Annotated in this window: 21 protein-coding genes and 1 tRNA gene; 12 read left to right on the forward strand and 10 right to left on the reverse strand. The window is 66.0% G+C overall.

Annotation, left to right across the window (positions count from 1 at the left end):
- Positions 1-2: 2 nt before the first annotated feature.
- On the reverse strand, positions 3-908 hold the full coding sequence (locus AB431_RS05785; protein WP_047329128.1) for a class I SAM-dependent methyltransferase: 906 nt from the start codon (positions 906-908) through the stop codon (positions 3-5).
- The gene (locus AB431_RS05790; protein WP_047329129.1) at positions 905-1,825 is read right to left on the reverse strand and encodes a class I SAM-dependent methyltransferase; all 921 of its coding nucleotides are present in this window, start codon (positions 1,823-1,825) and stop codon (positions 905-907) included. The genes AB431_RS05785 and AB431_RS05790 overlap by 4 nt, the downstream gene beginning before the upstream one ends.
- 392 nt (positions 1,826-2,217) lie before the next feature.
- Between AB431_RS05790 and secY the strand changes: the two genes are divergently transcribed.
- The 10 genes from secY (at position 2,218) to AB431_RS05840 (ending at position 11,356) form a co-directional block, all read left to right on the forward strand.
- Positions 2,218-3,543 (forward strand): preprotein translocase subunit SecY, encoded by a 1,326-nt coding sequence (secY, locus tag AB431_RS05795; protein ID WP_047329130.1) that lies wholly within the window; start codon positions 2,218-2,220, stop codon positions 3,541-3,543.
- A complete protein-coding gene (locus AB431_RS05800; protein ID WP_047329131.1) occupies positions 3,540-4,085 on the forward strand; it encodes an adenylate kinase in 546 nt (181 codons plus the stop codon). The genes secY and AB431_RS05800 overlap by 4 nt, the downstream gene beginning before the upstream one ends.
- A 6-nt stretch (positions 4,086-4,091) precedes the next feature.
- A complete protein-coding gene (gene map / locus AB431_RS05805) occupies positions 4,092-4,889 on the forward strand; it encodes a type I methionyl aminopeptidase (protein ID WP_047329132.1) in 798 nt (265 codons plus the stop codon).
- A 141-nt stretch (positions 4,890-5,030) separates the two neighbouring features.
- Positions 5,031-5,546, forward strand: a complete 516-nt coding sequence (locus tag AB431_RS05810) for a sigma-70 family RNA polymerase sigma factor (protein ID WP_047329133.1) — start codon at positions 5,031-5,033, stop codon at positions 5,544-5,546.
- A complete protein-coding gene (locus AB431_RS05815; RefSeq protein WP_047329134.1) occupies positions 5,543-6,256 on the forward strand; it encodes an anti-sigma factor in 714 nt (237 codons plus the stop codon). The genes AB431_RS05810 and AB431_RS05815 overlap by 4 nt, the downstream gene beginning before the upstream one ends.
- A 133-nt stretch (positions 6,257-6,389) precedes the next feature.
- Positions 6,390-8,099 carry a thiamine pyrophosphate-binding protein gene (locus AB431_RS05820; protein WP_047329135.1) on the forward strand — a complete coding sequence of 570 codons (1,710 nt, stop codon included), beginning with the start codon at positions 6,390-6,392 and terminating at the stop codon, positions 8,097-8,099.
- Positions 8,080-8,745: a hypothetical protein gene (locus tag AB431_RS05825; RefSeq protein WP_047329136.1), complete on the forward strand. Its 666-nt coding sequence runs from the start codon at positions 8,080-8,082 to the stop codon at positions 8,743-8,745. Before AB431_RS05820 ends, AB431_RS05825 begins: the two co-directional genes overlap by 20 nt.
- An 8-nt stretch (positions 8,746-8,753) precedes the next feature.
- On the forward strand, positions 8,754-9,776 hold the full coding sequence (locus AB431_RS05830) for a 3-oxoacyl-ACP synthase III family protein (protein WP_047333123.1): 1,023 nt from the start codon (positions 8,754-8,756) through the stop codon (positions 9,774-9,776).
- Entirely contained in the window at positions 9,776-10,807 is a 1,032-nt protein-coding gene (locus AB431_RS05835; protein WP_047329137.1) for an aminotransferase class I/II-fold pyridoxal phosphate-dependent enzyme, read from the forward strand. Before AB431_RS05830 ends, AB431_RS05835 begins: the two co-directional genes overlap by 1 nt.
- A gap of 39 nt (positions 10,808-10,846) precedes the next feature.
- Positions 10,847-11,356 carry a MarR family transcriptional regulator gene (locus AB431_RS05840; RefSeq protein ID WP_047329138.1) on the forward strand — a complete coding sequence of 170 codons (510 nt, stop codon included), beginning with the start codon at positions 10,847-10,849 and terminating at the stop codon, positions 11,354-11,356.
- 82 nt (positions 11,357-11,438) lie between these two features.
- On the opposite strand, the gene mmsB is transcribed toward AB431_RS05840, so the two are convergent.
- The 5 genes from mmsB to AB431_RS05865 form a co-directional block, all read right to left on the reverse strand.
- Positions 11,439-12,308 (reverse strand): 3-hydroxyisobutyrate dehydrogenase, encoded by an 870-nt coding sequence (gene mmsB, locus AB431_RS05845; protein ID WP_047329139.1) that lies wholly within the window; start codon positions 12,306-12,308, stop codon positions 11,439-11,441.
- 16 nt (positions 12,309-12,324) lie between these two features.
- Entirely contained in the window at positions 12,325-13,491 is a 1,167-nt protein-coding gene (locus AB431_RS05850; protein ID WP_047329140.1) for an acyl-CoA dehydrogenase family protein, read from the reverse strand.
- Entirely contained in the window at positions 13,488-15,008 is a 1,521-nt protein-coding gene (locus AB431_RS05855) for a CoA-acylating methylmalonate-semialdehyde dehydrogenase (protein ID WP_047329141.1), read from the reverse strand. Before AB431_RS05855 ends, AB431_RS05850 begins: the two co-directional genes overlap by 4 nt.
- A 112-nt stretch (positions 15,009-15,120) precedes the next feature.
- Positions 15,121-15,798: a response regulator gene (locus AB431_RS05860; protein ID WP_047329142.1), complete on the reverse strand. Its 678-nt coding sequence runs from the start codon at positions 15,796-15,798 to the stop codon at positions 15,121-15,123.
- Entirely contained in the window at positions 15,795-17,327 is a 1,533-nt protein-coding gene (locus AB431_RS05865; RefSeq protein WP_047329143.1) for a sensor histidine kinase, read from the reverse strand. The genes AB431_RS05860 and AB431_RS05865 overlap by 4 nt, the downstream gene beginning before the upstream one ends.
- A gap of 105 nt (positions 17,328-17,432) precedes the next feature.
- Here AB431_RS05865 and AB431_RS05870 point away from each other — a divergent pair, with 105 nt between their 5' ends.
- Positions 17,433-18,809, forward strand: a complete 1,377-nt coding sequence (locus tag AB431_RS05870; protein WP_047329144.1) for a cation:dicarboxylate symporter family transporter — start codon at positions 17,433-17,435, stop codon at positions 18,807-18,809.
- Positions 18,810-18,894: 85 nt separating this feature from the next.
- Positions 18,895-18,968, forward strand: a tRNA-Leu gene (locus AB431_RS05875).
- Positions 18,969-19,058: 90 nt separating this feature from the next.
- Here AB431_RS05875 and AB431_RS31145 read toward each other — a convergent pair.
- From AB431_RS31145 to AB431_RS05890, 3 genes are all read right to left on the reverse strand, one after another.
- The gene (locus AB431_RS31145) at positions 19,059-19,559 is read right to left on the reverse strand and encodes a hypothetical protein (protein ID WP_052960206.1); all 501 of its coding nucleotides are present in this window, start codon (positions 19,557-19,559) and stop codon (positions 19,059-19,061) included.
- A 132-nt stretch (positions 19,560-19,691) separates the two neighbouring features.
- On the reverse strand, positions 19,692-21,212 hold the full coding sequence (locus tag AB431_RS05885) for an adenylate/guanylate cyclase domain-containing protein (RefSeq protein WP_047329145.1): 1,521 nt from the start codon (positions 21,210-21,212) through the stop codon (positions 19,692-19,694).
- 95 nt (positions 21,213-21,307) lie between these two features.
- Entirely contained in the window at positions 21,308-23,980 is a 2,673-nt protein-coding gene (locus tag AB431_RS05890; RefSeq protein WP_047329146.1) for an NB-ARC domain-containing protein, read from the reverse strand.
- Positions 23,981-24,982 lie beyond the last annotated feature (1,002 nt).

Here is a 24,982-nt window from a genome sequence, read left to right on the forward strand (position 1 = left end):
GTTTACTTCCGGATTGCGATGACGGACATGGAGTTCCGTAGTGATTCGGTCAAGTCGGTCTCTGGGAACGACCGGCCGTACGCCGCGAACAGCTCAGCGCGAGCGCGCGCGTTGACGTCCCAGCCCAGCCCCTCGAGGTAACCGGTGACAGGATTGCGGTCGCCGGCATAGAACAGATCGGCCATGTTGAGCTCCAGCCCCCGGTCGCGCCACTGCTCGCTGATCGCCTTGGAGCGTGCTGCCAGGCCGGCGCCGCCGTCCGGGTGGTACTCAGTGGACAGCCGGCTTCCCGGGGCGGACAACGCGGTGATGTTGTCGAACAGCCGGTCCTGGGCTTCCGGCGGCAGATAGACAAGCAGGCCCTCGGCGCTCCACGCGGTCGGCTTTGTGTCGTCGAAACCGTTGGCGCGCAAGGCGGACGGCCAGTCCTCCCGCAGGTCGATGCTCACCGATCGGAGGTCTGCGGTGGGGGAGGCGCCGAGTTCAGCCAGTGTCCCGGTTTTGAACTCGATGACCTTGGGCTGGTCGATCTCATAGACGACGGTGCCGCTCGGCCAGTCCAGCCGATACGACCGGGAGTCCAGCCCGGAAGCCAGGATGACCGCCTGTCGCACCCCGGCGGCACCCGCGTCGAGGAAGAAATCGTCGAAGAAGCGAGTCCGCACAGCCATCACGTTGGTCATCACCCGAGCGGTCTCGCCGCCCTCGAGGTCGGCGAGGTTGAGCTCACCCTCGACCATCTTGGTGAAGACGTCGATGCCGACGGCGCGGACCAGTGGCGCGGCGAACGGGTCGTCGATCAGTGCGTTCGGTTCGCGGCTGGCTACCGCACGGGCGGCGGCCACCATGGTGGCGGTGGTGCCGACGCTGGTGGCCAGATCCCAGGAGTCGGACTCGCTGCGGGTCACCGGGCGCCGCCGTAAATGGCGCTCAGGTAGTAGAGCTTGCCCATCGGCTCGTCGTCGTCGAAGGTTCCGCGTCGGCCCGCCGCGAGCAGCTCGTTGACCGGAGAGCGGTCGGTTCGCCAGCCATGGTCCTGGAGATAGGCGCTGGCCTCATTGCGCTCGCCGAGATAAACCAGCGAGCCGAAATCAAGGTCGAAGCCGTTATCGCGCCAGTGCGCGGAGATGGTTTCCATCTTCTCGCGCGACTCCTCCTGCTCGGCCAGATTCGACGGCGGCGCGGTGTCGATGGCCACCCGGCTGCCCGGAGCGGAGAGCTCGGTGATGGTGTCCAGCAGACGGTCCTGCGCGGCCGGTGGCAGATAGCCCAGCAGGCCCTCCGCGCTCCACGCTGTGGGCTTTTGGGGGTCGAAGCCGGCGTCGCCCAGTGCGGACGCCCAATCGTTGCGCAGATCCACCGCCACGGTCCGGCGGTCGCAGGTCGGTGCTGCGCCCTGCTCGGCCAGGGTCTGGGTCTTGAATGCGATGACGTCGGGCTGGTCGATCTCGTAGACGACCATGCCGGCCGGCCAGTCCAGTCGGTATGCGCGGGAGTCGAGCCCGGAGGCGAGGATGACGACCTGACGTATACCGGCTCCGGCCGCGTCGAGGAAGAACTCGTCGAAGAACTTGGTCCGCACCGCCATGTTGTCGGTCATCCGGGTCACGCCCATCGCCGCCTCATCGTCGGCAATGGCGAGGCCGCCGCTGGCCATCTTGGTGAAGAAGTCGACGCCGACGGCGCGCACCAGGGGTTCGGCGAACGGATCGTCGATCAGGGGTTCATCCTCGCGGCTGGCTGCGGCACGGGCAGCGGCGACCAGAGTCGCGGTAGCTCCCACGCTGGATGCCAGGTCCCAGGTGTCATTGTCGGTACGCGTCATCGTCAGACCCTTACTGCTGCAACTTATACTTAGCCAATATAACCACTACCGACTGTACGGTGTTCCCGCTGTGGGACCGCTGTGAGCGCCCGGCGCCCGGCGGTACCGATCCCGGGTCGCTTCGCTCCTGCCCACCGGGACCTGATCCCCGGGTCGCTTCGCTCCTGCCCACCGGGACCTGATCCCCGGGTCGCTTCGCTCCTGCCCACCGGGACCTGATCCGCGGATTCCCGGCCTGCCTGGGCCAACTGTTACTCTCGTAGACTGTTTGAGCGAGCGGTGCCGCGGGCGGAAACCCGGCGGCGATCGGCGCTAGGCAGGATTACCCGAACGCTGGCCAGGCCAGCCCCAATGGCACGCTGCGATTCACGTCCGGCTGCCCAGGAGGAAGAGTGCTCTCGGCTTTCATCTCTTCGCTCAGGACGGCCGACCTGAGGCGAAAGATCCTGTTCACGTTGGGTGTCGTGATCCTGTACCGGGTCGGCGCCTCGCTCCCGTCCCCCGGGGTCAACTACAAGAACGTTCACCAGTGCATCGAGCAGGTCAGCGGTGGTGCCGGCGGGCAGATCTATTCACTGATCAACCTGTTCTCCGGCGGCGCGTTGCTGCAGTTGACGGTGTTCGCGGTGGGTGTGATGCCCTACATCACCGCCAGCATCATCGTTCAGCTGCTGACCGTGGTGATCCCACGCTTCGAGCAGCTGCGTAAAGAAGGCCAGGCCGGTCAGGCCAAGATGACCCAGTACACGCGCTATCTGGCGATTGCACTGGCCATCCTGCAGGCCACCAGCATCGTGGCGCTGGCCGCCAACGGCGGTCTACTGCAGGGCTGCACGCTGGAGATCCTGCAGAGCCAGAGCATCTTCTCGCTGGTGATCATCGTGCTGGTGATGACCGCGGGCGCAGCGCTGGTCATGTGGATGGGCGAGCTGGTCACCGAGCGCGGCATCGGCAACGGCATGTCGCTGCTGATCTTCGCCGGCATCGCGGCCCGCATCCCCGCCGAGGGCAAGAGCATCCTGGACAGCCGCGGCGGCCTGATCTTCACCGCCGTCTGCGCGGCCGCCCTGCTGATCATCATCGGCGTCGTCTTCGTCGAGCAGGGTCAGCGCCGTATCCCGGTGCAGTACGCCAAACGCATGGTCGGCCGCCGCATGTACGGCGGCACGTCGACGTACCTGCCGCTGAAGGTCAACCAGGCCGGCGTCATCCCGGTGATCTTCGCCTCGTCGCTGATCTACATCCCGCACCTGATCACCCAGCTGATCCAGAGCGGACGCACCACCCCGAGCAACGGCTGGTGGGATCGCTTCGTCGCCAACTATCTGACGAACCCAGCGGATCCGGTCTACATCGGCATCTATTTCGGCCTGATCATCTTCTTCACATATTTCTATGTCTCGATCACGTTCAACCCTGACGAGCGCGCCGACGAGATGAAGAAGTTCGGTGGCTTCATCCCGGGTATCCGACCCGGTAAGCCGACCGCCGACTACCTGCGTTTCGTGTTGAACAGGATCACCCTGCCCGGGTCGATCTACCTGGGTGTGATCGCCGTCCTGCCGAACGTGTTCCTGCAGATGGGCAACAGCGGTGGCGTGCAGAACCTGCCGTTCGGCGGTACCGCGGTTCTGATCATGATCGGTGTCGGTTTGGATACGGTCAAACAGATCGAGAGCCAGCTCATGCAGCGCAACTACGAAGGGTTCCTGAAGTGAGAATCGTTCTGCTGGGACCGCCGGGCGCGGGCAAAGGGACTCAGGCGGTCAAGCTGGCGGACAAGCTCGGCGTACCGCAGATCTCCACTGGCGACCTGTTCCGGCACAACATCAGCACCGGCACCGAGTTGGGGCTGGAGGCCAAGAAGTACCTCGACGCCGGTGACCTGGTCCCGGCCACGCTGACCAACGCGCTGGTCGACGATCGGCTCAACGACGCGGATGTGGCCGGCGGCTTCATCCTCGACGGCTTCCCCCGTTCGGTGGAGCAGGCCGAGGCGCTCAAGCAGATGCTGGCCAAACGCGACCTGAAGCTCGACGCAGTGCTCGAGTTCCGGGTGCCCGAGGACGAGCTCGTCGAGCGGCTCAAGGGCCGTGGCCGCGCCGACGACACCGAGGACGTGATCCGCAACCGGTTCAAGGTCTACCGGGACGAGACCGCGCCGCTGCTGGACTACTACCAGGACGAGCTCAAGACCGTCGACGCCGTCGGCAGCCTCGACGAGGTGTTCGCCCGGGCGCTGCACGCCCTCGGTCGCTGATCTTCGATGGTTTCCCTGCCCGGGCTGCGCAACCGCAAGACCGTTCCCGCCCGCACACCGGGTGAGTTGGACGCGATGGCCGCTGCCGGAGCGGTGGTGGCCGCGGCCCTGCGCGCCGTCCAGGCCGCCGCCGCACCAGGGGTTTCGACCAAGGAGCTCGACGACGTCGCCGAGTCGGTGATCCGGAAGGCCAACGGCACGCCGTCGTTCCTCGGCTACCACGGCTACCCCGCCAGCATCTGCTCGTCGGTCAATGACCGTGTGGTGCATGGCATTCCGGCGCCCGACGAGAAGCTCGCGGCCGGCGACCTGGTGTCGATCGACTGCGGTGCGATCATCGATGGCTGGCATGGCGATGCCGCCGTCACGTTCGGGATCGGCACGCTGATCGCGATGGACGAGGCGCTGTCCGCGGCGACGAAGCACTCGATGGAAGCCGGCATCGCAGCGATGGTCCCGGGCAACCGGCTCAGCGACATCTCCCATGCCATCGAGAGCGGCACCCGCGCCGCCGAGCAGACCTACGGGCGCCGCTTCGGCATCGTCGCGGGCTACGGCGGTCACGGCATCGGGCGGGCCATGCACATGGATCCGTTCCTGCCCAACGAGGGCGAGCCCGGCCGCGGCCCCACGCTGGTGGCCGGATCGGTCCTGGCGATCGAACCGATGTTGACCCTCGGCACCACCAAGACCCGGATCCTGGCCGACGAGTGGACCGTCGTCACGGCCGACGGGTCGCGCGCCGCACACTGGGAGCACACCGTCGCGGTCACCGACGACGGCCCGCGCATTCTCACCGTCTGATCTGCGCCGAGACCGCCACCATGGTTGTGGATCGGCTCGGATCACGACCCTCAGGTTGATTTCGCGGCTGGGCGGGCCGCCGACGGCGCACACTTTGAACCAGATACTCGCCGGTTACGTGTCTCAGCCGGGAGGTTGACGATGGACGACCCGGAGGCGGCGTTGGTGCGGGTGCTCTATGAGGAGCACGCGGCCGCACTGTGGCGCTATGCGCTGCGGCTCACCGGCGACTCCGCGCGCGCCGAGGACGTGGTCCAGGAGACGCTGCTGCGGGCCTGGCAACATCCCGAGGTGGCCGGCGACGCCGAGCGTTCCGCCAGGGCGTGGCTGTTCACCGTGGCCCGCAACATGATCATCGACGAACGGCGCAGCGCCCGGTTCCGCAGGGAGACCGACTCGCTGAACACCGAGGGGGCCCCGGAGCCTGCAGGACCGGACGAGGTCAATACCGCGCTCGACCGGCTACTCATCGGGGATGCGCTGGCACAGCTGTCGCCCGATCATCGCGCGGTGGTCCGCCGTTCCTACTATCTTGGCTGGACCACGGCGCAGATCGCGGCCGACCTCCAGATCGCCGAGGGCACGGTGAAGTCGAGACTGCACTACGCCGTTCGTGCGCTGAGGCTGACGTTGCAGGAGATGGGGGTGACCCGGTGAAGGATTTGAACGATCCGTACGAAACGTGGGACGCCGCCTACGTGCTGGGGTCGCTGTCGAGCAATGAGCGCCGCGAGTACGAAGCGCACCTCAGCGGATGTGTGCGCTGCCGGACGTCGGTCGGGGAGCTGAGCGGGATGCCCGCGCTGCTGGCCATGCTCACCCCCGACGAGGTGACGGCCATCGACACGGGCGGGATCGAACCCCCGCCGCTGCGCCCGCAGCTGCTGGACGGCGTGCTGTTCGAGGTGCGCCGCCGCCGGCGTCGGGGACGCTGGATCACCTGGTCGGTGGCCGCCGCGGCTGCGGCGGTGCTGGCCGTCGGGATTCTCGTCGCGATCAACCCCGCACCGTTCGGTACGCCCACACCAGCGCCACAGGTGTCGGCCGCGACGGTCAGCATGACGCCGGTGATGCCGTCGTCGTTCGAGGCGACGGTCCAGGTGACACCGACGGGGTGGGGCACTCACATCGAGATGACGTGCACCTACCACGAAGAGATCGGCACCGGCACGGAAGCGGACGCGGACAAGCTGGCGATGTATGCCGTAGCCCGCGACGGAAGCCGGATCCAGTTGGCGACGTGGATGGCCCGCGAAGGCGAGTCGGCCTCGCCGACCGGCAGCACGTCGATGCCGATGGAGAAGATTTCCGCCGTTCAGGTTGTCAAGGTCGAGACCGGTGACGTGCTGCTCCAGCGCAGCCTGTAGGCCACACTGATCTGTCGATCAGTCAAAAGCCTTTCCCACAAGCACTTTTCGCTTGATCAGTACCCGTGTTCGTGAACCGAACCGACCCAGCCCTCGTGTCAATGGCAGGGCCGGGGAGGACGGGTGATCTGAGATGGACGAGCGACAACGCGTGGTCGACTACATTGTCGACCAACTCGCGGCCATCGGCGTCGAGCACATGTTCGGGGTCGATGGTGCGAACATCGAGGATCTCTACGACGCCGCGTACTTCCACCGAGGTGTGACCGCGGTTCTGGCCAAACACGAATTCTCCGCGGCGACAATGGCCGACGGCTACAGCCGATCCGGCTGCGGGCTCGGGGTGGTCATGGCGACCTCCGGCGGCGGATCACTGAATCTCATTCCAGGGCTCGGTGAATCGTTGACCAGCCGGGTGCCGGTGCTGGCGCTGGTCGGCCAGCCGCCCATGGCGATGGATGGGCGTGGCAGTTTCCAGGACACCAGCGGGCGCAACGGTTCACTGGACGCCGCGGCGCTGTTCTCGGCGGTGTCGGTGTACTGCCGGCGCATCACGTCCGCCGAGGAGATCATCACCGCGCTCCCGGCGGCGATAGCCGCGGCCCGGCGGGGTGGCCCGGCGGTGTTGTTGTTGCCCAAGGACATTCAGCAGGCGTTGATCGCGCTGCGAAGTCGACTGGCAGTGGCACCGGACTTCCCGGTGGTGGGTGATCCATGGCCGATTGCCCGTGTGCTTCGCCGGGTTCGCGGACCGGTGACGATCATCGCGGGCGAGCAGGTGGCCCGCGACGATGCCCGGGCCGAACTGGAGCGGCTGCGTGCCGTGCTGCGAGCTCGGGTCGCGACCGCCCCCGATGCCAAGGATGTCAGCGGCTCGCCCGGCCTGGGTTCGTCGTCCTCGCTGGGAGTCACCGGCGTGATGGGTCATCCCGGGGTTGCCGATGCGATCCGCGACAGCGCGCTGTGCCTGATCGTGGGGACCCGGTTGAACGTGACCGCGCGGACCGGTCTGGATGAGGCGTTGGGGTCGGTGCCGACGATGTCGCTCGGCTCGGCCGCGCCGTACCTGGCCTGCACCCACATCCGCACCGACGATCTGCGGGCGTCGCTGGGACGACTGACGATGATGCTGTCCGGCGGCGGTCGTCCCCACGGTCTGCGGGTGCCCGAGGCGGTGGGGCACCGGGAGATGGCACCGCCAGAGTGTGACGACAGCGGAATCCGCTACCGCGATGCGGTTTCCGCGCTCGACGCCGTGCTGCCCGACGATGTCGACATCGTTGTCGACGCGGGCAACACCGGCGCGGTCGCCATCCACACGCTGCCGGTGCGCAGATCCGGTCGGTTCATGGTCGCGCTGGGAATGGGTGGCATGGGCTACAGCTTCGGGGCTGCCATCGGGTTGGCGTTCGGGCGGGGTCGGCGGGTCGTCGTGGTGGCCGGCGACGGGTCGTTCTTCATGCACGGCATGGAGATGCACACCGCATGGCAGTACCGACTGCCGATCACCTTCGTGTTGTTCAACAACAACGCCCACGCGATGTGCGTGACGCGCGAGCAGTTGTACTACCGAGACATGTACAGCTACAACAGATTCCGCGCCAGCAACCTGGGAGCGGGGCTCGCGGCGATGTTCCCCGGTCTGCATTCGGTGGACGTCACCGAGCCTGGCCAGCTGCGCGCCGCCCTGGGGTCCGCTTTAGGCGGCGACGGGCCGTCCGTTGTCAGCATCGAATGCTCCGCCGACGAAATCCCGCCGTTTGCACCATTTCTGGCTGCTTTGCGGCAATCCGACAGCACACCTACCGAGGAGAGCACCACTCATGTCGCTGCCCGCGCTTGACGATATCGTCACCCACACCGGATCCGTCGACCCTATCGACGGGGTGACCAGAATCGAGACCTCACCGCGAGAGAAGGCCACCCCGGTCATCATGGAGATGATGCGGTCGGTGTACCCCCACGATGAGGTCTTCGGTCGATACTGCACCGTCAACGACTACATCGACTGCCCGCCGGACGAACTCTACGAGTACCTGTCCGACACCCGGTCGCTGGAGGAATGGACATACAGCCTGCGCGGTTTCGAGTCCACCGACGAGCCGGGACTGTGGGTGGCTTACGACCGATTGGGCTCGCAGACTTCGATATACACCCGCACCGTGGCGAACCCGGACGCACGCACCGTGGACTACCACTGCGCGTGGGACCAGGGCAAGCACCTGTGGATGGTCTATCTGATGCGGGTGGTCGACGCGCAGATCGTGCTGGACAAGCCGGGTTCGGTTGTGCTGTGGACGAATTGCCACCACCCGTTCTATGACGACAACCCCTATCCGGAGTCCGCGCCGCCGGAGCGTCCGGTCTGGGTGGGCGACTTCTGGGACATGTTCGGCGCCGGTCACGCCCTGGAACTGCAGAACCTCAAGGCGATCGCCGAATACCGGCATCACAACGGCCTGCCGGTAACCCCCGACTGGATGAAATGAGCACCGCGATGAGCCATCCCAACGTCAGCCTGATCGACGTCTCGAGCTACCTGCCGGGTGATCCCATCCCGGCCGACTACTACGCCCAGTTCGCCGACTCCGATGAACTGCGCGACAACCTGATGTTCCGTGCGCCCAAGTTCCGCCATCACGTGGCACCCGACGAGACGGCCACCGACATGATCGAGCGGGCCGCGGCAGGGCTGACCGAACGGCACGGTGAGGATGTGATCGCCGGCGCCGACGTCCTGATCACTCACACCCAGATGCCGGACATGCCGTTCTACGGCGGGGGAGGCGCGATCGCGCATCGCCTTGGTATGCGGCCGAACTGGGTGCTCGATCTCCACAACGGAGGCTGCGCTGCGTTCGTGCTGGGGCTGCAGGTGGCACGCCAGCTGCTGTCGTCGGGCGCAGGGCGGACCGCGGTGGTGGCGATCGCGCAGAACGCGGCCGGCCAGGTCTTCGAGCAGCCGACCGTGCGCCGCAAGGCCCAGGCCGCCGTGCCCGGGGACGGCGCCGCCGTCGGACTCGTCACGGTGTCGGACGAGTCGCCGATTCTCGATGTCGAGACCCGCACCTACGGCGAGTTCGCGGGAGACATGACAATCGCGTTCGATCCGCCGCGCAAGTGGTGGCAGCCCGGACAGGCCGAGGGCTACATCGGGTTCACCGAATCCAAGATCACCAAGGTGCTCGCCCGGGGAAACCGGCAGGTGCCCGAGGTGGCGCTGGCGGTCTGCGATCGCATCGGGATGAAGTCGCGCGACCTCGACCTGTTCGTTACCAACCAACCCAACCGGGTGTTCCTGCGGAACTGGCGCGAGGCACTCGAGCTGCCCGCCGAACGACACGTCGATACTTTCGACGAGTGCGGCAACCTGTTCGGCGCAGGCATCCCGATCAACCTGGACCGGGCAATCCGCGACGGCCGGATCTCACCCGGGGACACCGTGCTTATGGCAGCATTCGCGCACGCCGGCGACTTCGCCGGTGCGGCGGCAGTGCGCTGGGGCGGTCGGGCGGCCTGATGACAACCATGATCCGGGTCGCCGAGGACACCGTCGCTGCACTGCCCGACGCAGTTGACCCACTAGCGTTGTCGCTCAACGAGAATCCGTTCTCACCGCTGCCCGCAGTGCGCTCGGCACTGATCAGCGCGATCGATTCGGCGAACAGGTACCCGGAGTTCCTGCCGGAGCGGCTGCGGCGGATGATCGCCACCCGGATCGGCGTGGCCGAGGATCAGGTGGTGCTTGGTCCGGGCGCCACCGGCGTCGCGATGCAGCTGTTGCACGCCGTGACCGAACCGGGTGACCGGATCGCCATGGCCACACCGACGTTCGACGGCTATCCGATCATGGCGGGCATGGCGCGGCTGAATCCGGTGGCAGTGCCGCTGGATCAGCACGGCTTTCATCAGTTGGATGCGCTGATCGACGCGGCCGCGGAGGCCAAGGTGGTGGTGGTGTGCCGGCCGCACAATCCCACCGGGACGATCGAATCGACGTTCGAGGTGAATCGATTCCTTGCCGCGGTGCCGAGTGACACCGTTGTCTTGCTCGACGAGGCCTACATCGAGTTCGTCGCGCCCGGCTTCCGGCTCGACGCACGGACGCTGATCCGCAAGTACCCGAATGTGCTGGTGCTGCGGACGTTCTCCAAGGCATACGGTCTGGCGGGACTGCGCATCGGCTACGGTTTCGGCTCCGCTGATCTGACCGCCGAACTGTGGCGGATGCAGCTTCCGTTCGGGATGGACAGCACCAGCCTGGTCGCCGTCGCGGCGTCCTACGACGCGGAACGCCAGCTGCAGCGCCGGATTCGGGCAATCGCCGCCGAGCGACGCTACCTGCGGATGCGCCTGCGTGCGATGGGCGTGTACGTCACCGAAGGGCACGCCAACTTCGTGTACCTGCCACCGGGCGACCGCCCCTGGCGGGAGGTCTTCGAGCCGGCCGGCCTGCGGGTCCGCCATTACAACGATGGTGGAGTGCGAATCACGGTGGGGGACCGCTGGTCGACGCGAGCGGTACTGGCCGCGGTATCCGACGGGCGGTAGTGCCCTACGGGGGTGCGTCCATGCGGTATGAATGGGCGGATGGCCGAATCACTCCCGTCCCCCAAGCCGGACCCGATCGCCGCGGCGCGGCGGAATTGGGAGCGCGCCGGGTGGGGTGACGTCGCCGAGGGCATGGTGGCGGTGACCTCGGTGATGCGGGCCCACCAGATTCTGCTCGCGCGGGTGGAGAATGCGCTGCGGCCCTATGATTTGAGCTTTTCGAGGTTCGAACTGTTGCGGCTGCTGGCGTTCAGTCGCACCGGCGCACTGCCGATCACCAAGGCGTCGGACCGGCTGCAGGTGCACGTCACCAGCGTCACCCATGCCATTCGCCGGCTGGAGGCCGACGGGTTGGTCAAGCGGGTGCCGCACCCCACCGACGGGCGCACCACGCTGGTGGAGATCACCGAGCTGGGCCGCTCGACGGTCGAGGATGCCACCGCGACGCTCAACGAGCAGGTGTTCGCCGACATCGGGATGGCGACGCCGGAAGCCCGTGCGCTGGTGGCCTCGATCGAGACCCTGCGCCACCACGCGGGGGATTTCTAGCGCACCCCTTACCGCGAGCAGACGCAAACTCGCACAAATTTGGGTCTGATTGTGCGAGTTTGCGTCTGCTCGCGCGGAGAACTCAGCGCAGGGTTTCGATGACCGCGCTGAAGTCGAGGTCGGCGTGCTCTTCGGCGAACTTGGCGTAGATCTCGGCGGCGTGGGTGCCCAATGGTGCGGTGGCGCCCGTGGAGGACACTGCATTCATCGCCAGACCAAGGTCCTTGTTCATCAGCGCGGTGGCAAAGCCGGGCTGGAAGTTGTTGTTGGCCGGTGACGTCGGAACCGGTCCGGGCACAGGGCAATTCGTGTGCACAGCCCAGCAGTTGCCGGTGGCGCCGGTGATCACGTCGAACAGTGACTGCGCCGAGAGCCCCAGCTTCTCGGCCAGCACGAAGGCTTCGCCCACGGCGATCTGCTGCACGGCCAGCACCATGTTGTTGCACAGCTTGGCGGCCTGCCCCGCGCCGGACGATCCGCAATGAATCACCTTGCTGGCCATCGGGTCGAGCACGGGACGCGCCTTGTCCAGCGCGTCGGCCTCACCGCCGACCATGAACGCCAGCGTGCCCGCGGTCGCGCCCTTGATGCCGCCGGAGACGGGGGCGTCGAGCTGAGCCATCCCGGCCGCCGACGCCTGCGCATTGACCTCGCGGGCGTCGTCGACCGAGATCGTCGAGGTGTCGATGAACAGTGTGCCCGGCCTTGCGGCCGGAAGCGCTTCGGCGTAGCAGGCTTTCACGATCCCGCCGTTGGGGAGCGACGTGATGACGACGTCTGCCTCGGACACCGCGGCCGCGCCGACCTCGAACACCGTCGCGCCCTTTGCCTCGGCGGCCGCACGCAATGCGGGTACCGGATCGAAGCCGCGCACGCTGTAGCCGGCGTTGACCAGATTGGCCGCCATCGGCCCACCCATGTGGCCAAGCCCGAGGAACGCGATCGTCGTCATGTATGGCTCCTTTGCCTCATGCGGATGCGCGCGCCCGGGCGGCTTCAGCTCGCCCGATGACGACGCGCATGATTTCGTTGGTGCCCTCCAGGATTCGGTGCACCCGCAGATCGCGAACGATCTTCTCGATCCCGTACTCCCGCAGGTAGCCGTAACCGCCATGCAGCTGCAGCGCCTGGTCAGCCACCTCGAAGCAGGCATCGGTGACATAGCGCTTGGCCATCGCGCACAGCGCGACCTTGTCCGGTTCGTCGTTGTCCAGGGCTACGGCCGCGCGCCCCAGCATCAGCCGCGAAGTCTCCAGCGCGGTGGCCATGTCGGCCAGGGTGAATCGGATGGTCGGCTCGTCGAGCAATGCCCCGCCGAATGCCTGCCGGTCGGCGAGATAGCCGGCGGCCTTCTGGTAGGCGGCCTGCGCGCCGCCGAGTGAACAGGCGGCGATGTTGAGCCGGCCGCCGTTGAGGCCGTTCATCGCGATGCCGAAGCCGGTGCCCTCCCCGTCGGCTCCACCGAGCATGGCCGAGGCCGGCACCCGCACACCTTCGAGGATCACCTGAGCGGTGGGCTGGACGTTCCAGCCCATCTTCTCCTCCTGAGCACCGAAACTCAGCCCAGGCGTGTCCTTTTCGATGATGAACGCTGAGATGCCGCGCGGGCCGTCCGCCCCGGTGCGGGCCATGACGATGTAGACGTCGGAGCTGCCTGCGCCGGAAATGAACTGCTTGACGCCGTCGAGAACGTAGGTGTCGCCGTCACGAACCGCCTTGGTGCGTAACGCCGAGGCATCCGAGCCTGCGCCGGGCTCGGTGAGGCAGTAGCTCGCGATGGCCTCCATCGAGGCCAGCCGCGGGATCCACGACTTGCGCTGATCGTCGGTGCCGTACGTGTCGACCATCCACGCGCACATGTTGTGGATCGAGAGGAACGCCGCCAGCGCGGGGTCGGCCGCCGAGAGCTGCTCGAAGATCCGCACCGCGTCGAGGCGCCGCAGCCCGCTGCCGCCGACGTCCTCGGCGCAGTAGATGGCGGCCATCCCCAACTCGGCGGCGGCACGCAACACGTCGACAGGGAACTCCTTGGAGTGATCCCAGTCCAGGGCATGCGGCGCAAGGCGTTTGGCGGCGAACGCGGCCGCCGTCTCGGCGATCACGCGTTCGTCGTCGTCGAGCGTCAGGAAGCTCATTGCATTGTGGGGATGACGAACTCGGCGCCGTCCTTGATACCCGAGGGCCACCGCTCGGTCACGGTCTTGGTCTTGGTGTAGAACAGGATCGAGTGCGGCCCATGCTGGTTGAGGTCGCCGAAGCCGGAGCGCTTCCAGCCGCCGAAGGTGTGGTAGGACACCGGGACCGGGATCGGGACGTTGACGCCGACCATGCCGACCTGGACCCGGGAGACGAAGTCGCGGGCGGCGTCGCCGTCGCGGGTGAAGATCGCCACGCCGTTGCCGTATTCGTGTTCGGTCGGCAGCCGCAGCGCCTCTTCGTAGTCGTGTGCGCGCACGATGCACAGCACCGGGCCGAAGATCTCGTCGGTGTAGATCGACATGTCGGTGGTCACGTGGTCGAACAGGGTGGGGCCGATGAAGAAACCGCCTTCGAGGCTGGCGTCGTCGAAAGTCAGCTCATCACTGGCCTTCTCGCGGCCGTCGATCACGATCTCGGCTCCGGCTGCCACGCCGGCGTCGATGTAGTCGCGGACCCGCTGCAGCGCGGCACTGGTGACCAGGGGGCCGTAATCGGCCTTCGGGTCCAGGCTGTGCCCGACGCGCAACTCGTTGATCCGCTCGACGAGCCTGCCGCGCAACCGGTTCGCGGTTTCCTCCCCGACGGGCACCGCGACACTGATGGCCATGCACCGCTCACCGGCGCTGCCGTAGCCGGCGCCGATCAGCGCGTCGACGGCCTGGTCGAGGTCGGCGTCGGGCATCACGATCATGTGGTTCTTGGCGCCGCCGAAGCACTGCGAGCGCTTACCGTTGGCCGCTGCGGTGGAGTAGATGTACTGCGCGATGTCGGAGCTGCCGACGAAGCCGACGGCCTTGATGTCGGGGTGCTGGAGGATCGCGTCGACGGCTTCCTTATCGCCCTGCACCACCTGGAAGACACCGGCGGGCAGGCCGGCTTCGAGGAACAGTTCAGCCAGGCGCACGGGCACCGAGGGGTCGCGCTCGGAGGGCTTGAGGATGAACGCGTTGCCGCACGCCAGGGCGGGGCCGGCCTTCCACAGCGGGATCATCGCCGGGAAGTTGAACGGCGTGATGCCTGCGACCACACCGAGCGGCTGGCGGATCGAATACACATCGATGCCGCCCCCGGCACCCTCGGTGAACTCGCCCTTGAGCAGGTGCGGGATGCCGATCGCGAACTCGATGACCTCGATGCCGCGCTGGATGTCACCTTTGGAGTCGGCGACCGTCTTACCGTGCTCGATGGACAGCAGCTCGGCCAGTTCGTCGACGTTGGCGTTGACCAGCTCGATGAACTTCATCAGGACGCGGGCCCGGCGTTGGGGGTTCCAGGCGCCCCATTCTTTCTGCGCCTCGACGGCCGAGGCCACCGCGGTGTCGACGTCGGCGGCGGACGCGAGGAGGACCTGGGCCTGCACCTCACCGGTGCTTGGATTGAAGACGTCCGCGGTGCGCGTGCTGCTGAGGTTGCTGCGCTTGCCGTCGATGAAGTGCTGAATGGTTGTGCTCATGACTGCCCCTTGGCTGACCTGCCGGCTGAATACTAGGACATCCTAGTAACGCCGTGACCGGCTCCGCAAGGGCCGGATGTGCGCATCGAGACCGCGATGAGCTCGGTGACCGTCAGCGCCACCGGTAGCGCGTGCTCGGCCGTCCGGTCTTGCCGTATTCGGGCAGACGGGTGACGGTACCGTCGTCGGCCAACCGTTCCAGGTATCGCCAGGCCGTCACCCGGGACACCCCAACCAGCTTGGCTGCCTCATCGGCGGTCAGCCCGTCGGTGCGGTCGCGCACCGCGCGGGCGATCTCGTCGGTGGTTCCCGGCGCGGTGCCCTTGGGAGCGACGGACTTGTCGATCGTCCGAAGCTCGGCCAGTGCGCGGTCGACCTCGGCCTGGCTGGCGGCCTCGGTGCCGGCGGGCAGCGCCTCGCGGTAGCGGCGGTACCGCTCGAGACGGTCACGGAACGCCGCGAACGTGAACGGCTTGAGCAGATACGCCAGGGCACCGTGGGCGACGGCGGCGCGGACCATCTCCAGATCGCGTTCGGAGGTGATCGCGATGATGTCCGGCGCGGGCCGCAGCCCGGACAGCGCCGAGGCCAGCGCAATCCCGCTGGCATCGGGCAGGCCGAGATCCAGCAGTACCAGATCGACCGGGGATTCGGCCTCGGATGCCATGCGCATCGCATCCCGCGCGGTGTTGGCCACGCCCGCGACGGCAAAGCCCTGCAGCCGAGTCAGATACGTGCGGTGCGCCTCGGCGATGAGCGGTTCGTCCTCGACGATCAGCACGTTGATCATCGGATGGTCACCGTCACCACCGAGCCGTAGGTGATGTCCGCGCTCAGAGCGCCGCCATGGCGGTGGACGATCTGCGTGACGAGGGCGAGCCCGAGGCCTTGATGCCCGGCGTCGTCACCGGATTTCGTCGAGTAGCCGCGCTGCATGGCGCGCTGGAACGTCTCGGGATCCATCCCGGCGCCACTGTCGACGACCTGGATCTGCAGCCGCTCGTCATCCTGGTTGACGGTGACCTCGACCCACGGGTTGTCGCCGTCACAGGCGTCCATCGCGTTGTCGATCAGGTTGCCCAGGACGGTGACCATTTCCTGTGGACTCAAACGGGATTCGGTGGGCAGATGGGTTTCCTCGGTGATGGTCAGCTCGATCCCGCGCTCGTCGGCCTCGGCGGTCTTGCCGAGCAGCAGGGCGACCAGCGCGGGCTCGCCGACGGCGTCGGAGACCCGGTCGACCAGCTGCTGGGACAGGGCCAGCTCCTGCGTGGCGAACTTGACCGCTTCGTCGGGACGGCCCATCTCGACGAGAGTGACGACGGTGTGCAACTTGTTCGCCGACTCGTGGGCTTGCGCACGCAACGAGTCGGTGAAGCCCTGCAGCGAACTCAATTCACCGAGTGCGCCTTGCAATTCGGTGCGGTCTCGGATGGTCACCACTTCCGAGTCCGAGGCGCTCACCTGGGAGCGGTTGACCACGAGCACCCGGTCGTCGGTGAGTCGTACCTCGTCGCGCACGCCGGGGTCGTTGCCGCGCAGGAACTCTGGTAGGTCCGCGCGGGTGATGGGGCCGGATGGCAGGGCCAGCAGGCGCCGGGCCTCGTCGTTGGCCAGGGCGACGCCGTTGCGGTCCAGCACGATCAAACCCTCGGAGACCGAGTGCAGGATCGCGTCGTGATGGTCGTACATCACTCGCAGTTCGTCGGGAGCCAGCCCGTGGGTTTGATACAGCACGCGACGGCGGATCGCCCAGATGCCGACAAAGGACAGCGCCAGCGCGCCCACACCGACGCCGACGATCATCGGCCACTGGGAACGCCAGCGCGCCGACAGGCTCTCGAGGGTGATGCCGGCGGCGACCAGACCGATGACCTGCCCGCTGGCGCCCCGCACCGGAGCGATGGTGCGCACCGACGGGCCCAGGGTGCCGGTGTAGATCTCGGTGTAGGTCTCGCCGCGCAACGCCGGCTCGATGGTGCCGATGTATTTCTGGCCGATCTGGTCGGGGTTGGTGTGGGTGAACCGGGTGCGGTCGGGCGCCATGATCGTGATGAACGCGATGCCGGTGGTCTTGCGGACGGCTTCGGTCACCGGCTGCAGAACCTGTGCGGCGTTGCCGGTTTCGATGGCCTTCGCGGTCGACGGCGAGTCGGCCAATGCCACGGCGATGGCGGTGACCTGTTGGCGCGCGGCTTCGTCGCCGTGGCGTTTGGCGTCGAACAGGGCCAGAGCGCTGCCCGCGATCACGACCAACACGATGACGGCGGCCTGCAGTGCGAAGGCCTGACCGGCCAGCGAGCGGGGGAGAACTGGCACTGCTCACCTCCGCACTGAACGTAATGAACTAAAGCGTGACCTACGTCACGTACCGGGTAATCATCCTTGCAGACCTAAAGCTGTCATTACCGGAAGGAAACCGTCATGACCACGGTTGTGGATCGCCCAGGCGGCGACGACAAGCCGGCGCCGCGGAAGCGCCGGGATCGCACGCATTGGCTGTACCTGGCTGTCATCTTCGCGGTGGTGGCCGGTGTCGTCGTCGGGCTCGTTGCCCCGTCGGTAGGCAAGGAGGTCGGCGTTCTCGGGACCATGTTCGTCAGCCTGATCAAGATGATGATCGTCCCGGTGATCTTCTGCACGATCGTCCTGGGCATCGGATCGGTGCGCAAGGCCGCCACCGTCGGCAAGGTCGGTGGGCTGGCCTTCGGCTACTTCCTGGTGATGTCGACGATCGCGCTGGGCATCGGGCTGGTCGTCGGCAACCTGCTGCATCCCGGTAGCAGCCTCAAGATCTCGGAGTCGACGGCAGGCAAGGGCTCCGAGCTGGCCGAAAAGGCGCACGAGTCAGGCGGTTTGGTCGACTTCATCCAACACATCATCCCGACGTCGCTGTTCTCGTCGCTGACCGACGGCAATGTGTTGCAGGGGCTGTTCGTGGCGCTGCTCGTGGGGTTCGCTATCCAGGCGATGGGTGTCAAGGGTGAGCCGATCCTGCGCGGGGTGGAGCATCTGCAGCGGCTGGTTTTCAAGGTGCTGGCAATGGTGTTGTGGCTGGCGCCGATTGGTGCATTTGGGGCGATGGCCAACGTGGTGGGGCAGACCGGCTGGAGCGCGGTGACCAACCTGCTGACGCTGATGCTCGGCTTCTATCTGACGTGCGTGGTGTTCGTCTTCGGAGTGCTCGGCGCGCTGCTGCGGATGGTGGCGGGGGTGTCGATCTTCAAGTTGGTCCGGTACCTCGCGCGGGAGTACCTGCTGATCTTCGCGACGTCGTCGTCGGAGTCGGCACTGCCGCGCCTGATCGCGAAGATGGAGCATCTGGGCGTGCAGCAGAGCACGGTGGGTGTTGTTGTGCCGACCGGGTATTCGTTCAACCTCGATGGCACGGCAATCTACCTGACGATGGCCTCGTTGTTCATCGCCGATGCGCTGGGCGACCCGCTGTCGGTGGGGGAGCAGATCGGTCTGCTGGTGTTCATGATCGTGGCGTCCAAGGGGGCGGCCGGAGTGAGCGGGGCCGGGTTGGCGACGCTGGCCGGCGGCCTGCAGGCGCATCGCCCGGAGCTGCTCGACGGGGTTGGGCTGATCGTCGGGATCGACCGGTTCATGTCCGAGGCACGAGCGGTGACCAACTTCTCCGGTAACGCGGTGGCCACTTTGTTGGTGGGATCGTGGACCAAGACGGTGGATTCCGAGAAAGTCAACGCAGTGCTGAGCGGCAGGGATCCGTTCGACGAGGTGACCATGCTCGACGACGGTCACGCTTCGTCGGAGAAGACGGCGGCCGTCGCCGCCTGATTGCAGATCTCACGACACCCCGGGAGCCCTTCCCCCGGGGTGTCGTGCTGTGGGTACGGTGCTTATGCCGCGTTTGCGCGGCGTGGCCCCCATAGCCCAATCGGCAGAGGCAGCGGACTTAAAATCCGCACAGTGTGAGTTCGAGTCTCACTGGGGGCACGGGAACGCACTGGTGAAGGGCTGTGGGTGGTGTACTGCTAGCCGCCGGAGCCGGTTTCGATGTCACCAGTTGTCACATCTCGCCGAAAACTACCTCCGGCGGCTTGGAGTGCCTCGTCCTGGGAATGGGCGTCGACAGCCATCGTGAACGCCGACGAGGAGTGCCCCCAACCAAGCGGAGATGACCGCGATAGGTTCGCCTCGCAGGCGCATCAGGGTGCCGCAGGTATGGGGGGCGTCGCGCAAGCGGGCCGGTCTATTCTCCAACTCTTCGAGCATCCGGCCCCACCGGAACGTGAGCAGGTTGGGGTGGTACGGCCGGCCGGTCTCGTTGCAGCCCACTTGGTCGTGCGGGTTGTAGCCGTCGCCGAACCTCAGCCGCTCCTCCAGCTGCCGCTTGCGTGCTGCCCGCAGCACGGGAAGAACCTCGTCGGGAATCGGGAGGGCGCGCTTGCTTGCTCTAGATGTCGGTGGCCCGGTCTTGATCGCCATGCCGATGGCGACGCGGTTTTCGGTGATTCGCAGGTGCTTCGGCGGTATTGCGTCGTTGCCTTCACCTATGGTCGCGCCGGTCAGGTTACGTGCGGCCACCGCAGCCCGGCCAGCTCCCCTCGCCGCAGTCCAGCGACTATCAAGACTCCTTTTCTGAGACGAACATTCGAGACGCCGCCGCCTGGAGAAGCGGGGCCGGGCACGAATCAACCGGCCTCGTCTCATATGTGTCTATTTCGAGATGCTGCCCGTCGAGCTGAGGCCGAAGACTTGAACGGCAGCCGACTTGCCTTTGAGCGCATGCGATCCTCGGTCGATCAGGTCGGGCGGTCGAGAAGACAGTGCGTCAACAGTCTGGCCGGTGAGAAGGATTGCGTTGCCGGTTGCTTTGGTGAGCTGCTCGACGCGGGCGGCGACGTTCGTGGTGTCACCGATGAGAGTGAACTCAAGGTGGCTTCCCCCTCCGATAGTGCCCGCTACAACGACACCGGTGTTGATTCCGATCCCTATCCGAAGCTCGCCCTGGAATCGCTCGGCGACCCGACGCTCAATCAGCACTGCTGCTTCCACGGCGGCATCAGCATGGTTGGCAAGCTCATTGGGAGCGCCGAAGACTGCGAGCGCGCCGTCGCCGAGGAACTTGTTCACGTGCCCACCTCCATCCACGACGGCAGGCACCACGATGTCGAACAGCGCGTTGAGGCGCGCCACGACATCCTCAGCGGGGTTCGCTTCTGCGAAAGGCGTGAAGTCACGCACATCAACGAACATCACCGTAACTTCGCGGCGCTCGCCGGTGAACACGTCGTCACCCTGCTCAAGCAGCTTCGTCGCGAGAGCAGGGTCGACGTATGTGCCGAACGCGGCCTGAAGACGTTGCCGTTCAGCCAAACCCGACTGCATCCGGTTGAATGAAGCCGCCAGCGCACCGAGGTCATCGTCCTGGACCACAGGCAGCCGTTGGCTGTAATCACCTGCGGCGACACGCTTGGTTCCTTCGGCGAGATCGCGGATAGGTCGAAGCGATGGCGCGAAGGCAATTCCGACGGTGATAGGGATTCCGAAGACGAGTGTCAACGCAACCGCGATCCCGCAGAAAACAACTGGCTCCTCGAAAAGCCGATAGAGCACGGCAGCCGACATCCCGCCGATAGTCGCGAACACAAACCCGACCCCGAGCATGAAGACGCTCGACCATGCCGCAAACGTTGGACGCGAGCGGGGCAGTGAATCGCCAATATCGCTGTCATCTGAAAGAGCGGCTCTGATCGGGCGCACCGTCGCCTCCTCCAGGTTGTGGGCAGCGGTCAGCCCGACGACAAATCCTGTGGCGACTCCCAAGACTCCGTATTGCACGATCCGAGATAAGGACGCGCCAGCCATCGCAGCAATAACGACCGCCGACAGGCTTGCCCAGACAGCCTGGGCGGCCACAGTACGAACAACCACGCCGCGTGTCCAAGAGTATGTGGCGTGCAGCACCTGCAGCCGATCGATTGCGTGGCCCTGCGCCCACCGCTCGACAACGCGCCTCGGGCCTAGGCCCGGAAGCACTGTCACGTAGGACACCACTGGAATTCCGACCACGATCACGACGGCTGCCTCGGCGTAGTGACTTGAATCCTCGATGGCGACAATGAGAACCGACCAGAGAAGATACATCAGCATGGTCGGAGGAATGTGCATCGCCAACAGCGCCCACGAGTACCTCGACCCATACCGATTCCACGCCCACTGCCAGATGCGATCCATATCCGGACATTAAATCGTCCGATGCGTTGATCCGCGCCAAACTGGCAAGCCGGTATCCGGCCGCGAGACAAGCTATTGAGAGCCTCGTATGGCGTCTATTCCGGGACAGCCTTCAGCTCTGCGCGAGCCCGGTCGATCTGGTCGTATGCGTAGGTCACCACGGCGGCGGTCGTCATCGTCTCGCCCTTGCGGGCGAGTAATCCATAGGTCTGCTCACCGAGGACTTCGCGGAGGTGGGCAATTACGGTGCTGAATTGAGGGAATGCCGATGCAGTGTAGGGACTTAGTGCGAAACCGGCAATGGTGGCTGCTGGTTCGAGGCGTCCGAGGCGGTCTAGGAATAGCGCGAGAGTTGCTAGGGCGAAATGTATGTAGGCGATGTTGCCGGAATTGTAGAAATTGCTCACGGCCACCGTGATGTGATCGAGCGCTGCGAGTGGGTCGTCGTGCTCGGCTTCGAGCCGAGACAAAGTGGTGGATAGCAGCGATTCGGTCAACCGGTTCCCGCTGTCGTGTGCGATCACCAGGCCTCGACGCGCGGCTTCGAGCGCCGCCGGTGGATCAGAATCGCCGAAGGCGTAGCCGTAGGTATAAAGCGCATTCGCGAGCGCCCATGGGTTCCGGGTGGCCTCAGCGGCCTCGATAAGCCCATTCGCGGCGACCCGCGCCTCCTCGACGTCCCCGGCCGTGGTCAGTGCGATGACGAGCATCGACCTGATCAGTGTATGGGTGTCGCGGCCGCGTGCGAGCTGGGAACGACACCACTCGACGTTTCGTTCGTGCTGGCCAACAATCGAGAATACTGTTCCGAGTGTGCCCTCAAGGCCGAACAGCACCTCGAAGTGGCCGGTACTGACCACGGCCTGACCTGCGTCGGCGTAGCGGATAGCTTCCTCGATGCGTCCCGTCCAATAACACTGCGCCACATTCAAATACAGGTTCGCCAGCCTGGGATGAGCGACGGCGCGCGCAGGCTCAATCAGCTCCTCGCCCCACGTCAACGGCTCATAATTGGCGAGCAGGGCACCGACGAGCATCGTGTAGGTGGTGATGGCGGTAGCGGTGTCGAGGTCGCCCTGGTCGGCGGCCCACCGAAACGCGGTGCGGAGGTTGGCCAGTTCAATGGTGAACCAGTCGTAGGCTTTTCGCTGGCGGGGGCTGTCCCACAGGGCAAGGATGTCGGGTTCGCGTCCGGCGAAGTAGCGGGCGTGCCTTGTTCGTGCCTCGGTAGCCTCGCCGCTGGCTACGAGCTGATCTTCGGCGAACTGGCGGATCGTCTCCAGCATGGAGTAGCGGGTGTGGCCCGAGGAACGGTCGGCCACGATTAGCGACTTGCGGACCAGGACGTCGAGGTGATCCAAGACCGCATAGTCGTCCCCAGATTCTGACACCGCGCACGCGCTTTCGAGGTCAAAGCCGCCGGTGAATACCGAACAACATGTCAAGAGCGATTTTTCGGCGTCCTCGAGCAGGTCATAAGACCAAGCGACCGCATGTCGCAGCGTCTGATGGCGTGACATGCTGCGCCGCGATCCGACCAGCAACCGGAACCGATCATCGAGACGATCCCGAACCTCGCGGGCACTCATCGACGCCATCCGCGAGGCCGCCAACTCAATGGCCAACGGCAGTCCATCGAGGCGACGACATATGGTCAGCACCGCATCCGCCTCCTCCGGCATGCTCAGCGAGAACTGTGGGGCCACGCTGTTTGCCCGTTCGGCGAACAATCGCACGGCCGCCGAGTCCGTTCCGGCCTCGACGTCCAGCGAGGGCACCGGCCACAGCTGCTCATCGGCGGCCCCGAGCCCCTCGCGGCTAGTGGCCAGAATCCTCATCGTCGCCGACTGCGCCAGGATCGCCTCGATCAGATCGGCGGCGGCATCCAACACGTGTTCGCAGTTGTCGAACACCAATAGCCGGACCCGTCCTTCCAGCGCGTCGGCCACGCTCTCCACCACGCTCTTGCCGGGCTGCTGGGTGATCCCAAGAACGGCAGCCACCGCATCCGGGACGGCGGCGGCATCGGTGACACTGGCGAGTTCGAACACCCACACCCCGTCGGGAAACTCCTCAGCCAGGTGGGCGGCGACCCCCAGCGCCAGGCGGGTCTTGCCGACTCCGCCGACCCCGGTCAACGTCACCACCCGGTGCTCCCGCACCACGGCAGCTAGCTCCCCGATTTCGGCGTCGCGCCCGATCAGGCTGGTGGCCGGGACCCGCAGGTTGCCCGACGTCGGATCTTGGGTGGCAAGGGGCGGGAACTCGGTGCGCAGGCCGGGGGCAGAAACTTGGAACACCTGCACCGGGTCGGTGATGTCCCGCAGCCACCTCGGCCCCAGGTCGAGCAGATCCAGCCCACGCACCAAACCCCGCGTGAGGCCGTCGAGCAGGATCTGACCGCCGTGTCCGGCGGCCATCACGCGCGCCGCCCGATTGAGGACCGCCCCGAAATAGTCACCGTCGCGCAGTTCAGCTTCTCCGGTCGCGATGCCCATCCGAACCGGCAGTTCGAGGTCCCGCTGCGCGGCGACCGCAGCCGCGACAGCTGCCCTGGGTGAGGTGAAGACGGCGCACACCCCATCACCGGTGTGCTTGAACGCCCACCCCCCGTGCTCCTCGACGGCGTGGCGCAGCACCTGGTCGTGAGCGGCCAGCGCCGCCCGCATCGCCGTCGCGTCGTTCTCCCACCGACGGGTCGAGCCCTCCACATCGGTGAACAAGAACGTCACCACCCCCGAAGGCAGCACCCCGGCGGACACCTGCACAGAATGTCACACAAAGCCCTGCTCAACGCCACAATCGCGACGAACTCTTGGGACTCCCGAAACTCGTCATTTGAGACGCGTCCCATCGAACAAGAATCGCGGCGCAGAATGGGGTGCGCTGGCGCTTCGGTTATTGGAATTCGCTCGGCGAAGAGGGGTGTCTATGCCAGCGCGTCAGTGGTCTTGCTTCCACCAAGCAGCCATCGCGCTACTCGCAGCCCTCGTGCTGCTGAGTTTCATTGGGTGTGCGCCTCGCGTGGCCGCCAGCCCGTACTCACAGGTCGACCGCGACTTCTGGCCGCACTCGACCACGGCCGACTTTGTTGTCAGCGACAACCCGACAAGCCGATCCCGTACCCCAACCCAGCCGCTGCCATCAGCGTCGGCCACTATCTCGCCACCTTGATCAAGCGCAGTCCCACGTGCCTGACGTTCAACAACGTCCGCAACAACAACCAGAGGGACTTCGGGCTCAACTCTTTCGATGCCGGGGAGATCATTGTCATCGCTACGCGGTACTACGCCGACCCATCTGTCGAACGCCAAATGCGCCCAGATGAGAGACGAAGCCGGCTACTGGTACGGGCAGGCATAGGGTGCTGAAGCCCCCCAAGGTCGTATTTGATTCACCGCGACGAACTGAAGATAGCGGCGGATGGCGGCTAACGAAATGAGTAGTGTGCTACTGCATTCCGCTGCTGGCACACGAGAGAGACGACTCCGGTTGAGGATTCGTCGAGGTAGGACCGCCCTCGCCACGTTCGGCCTGGCTGCTATTGGTGGCATCGCATTGGCGGCATCGGGTAATGCCGAGACCAGGTCGGGCCGTTCGTCGGATAGCTCCTCCGCGTAGGGCCACACATGGCGGCCTTTTCGTAAGTCGTCCCCGACCGCCCGGCCCAACGGAGCGCCATGTTAGTTGTCACAACGTTGGCACAACCCACGCCAGGCACCCGCGAACGGTTACGTATAGCCGCGCACGAATTGCCTTAGCAGGCAACG

Origin of the sequence: Mycobacterium sp. EPa45, from assembly GCF_001021385.1 — a bacterium.
Taxonomy (GTDB): domain Bacteria; phylum Actinomycetota; class Actinomycetes; order Mycobacteriales; family Mycobacteriaceae; genus Mycobacterium.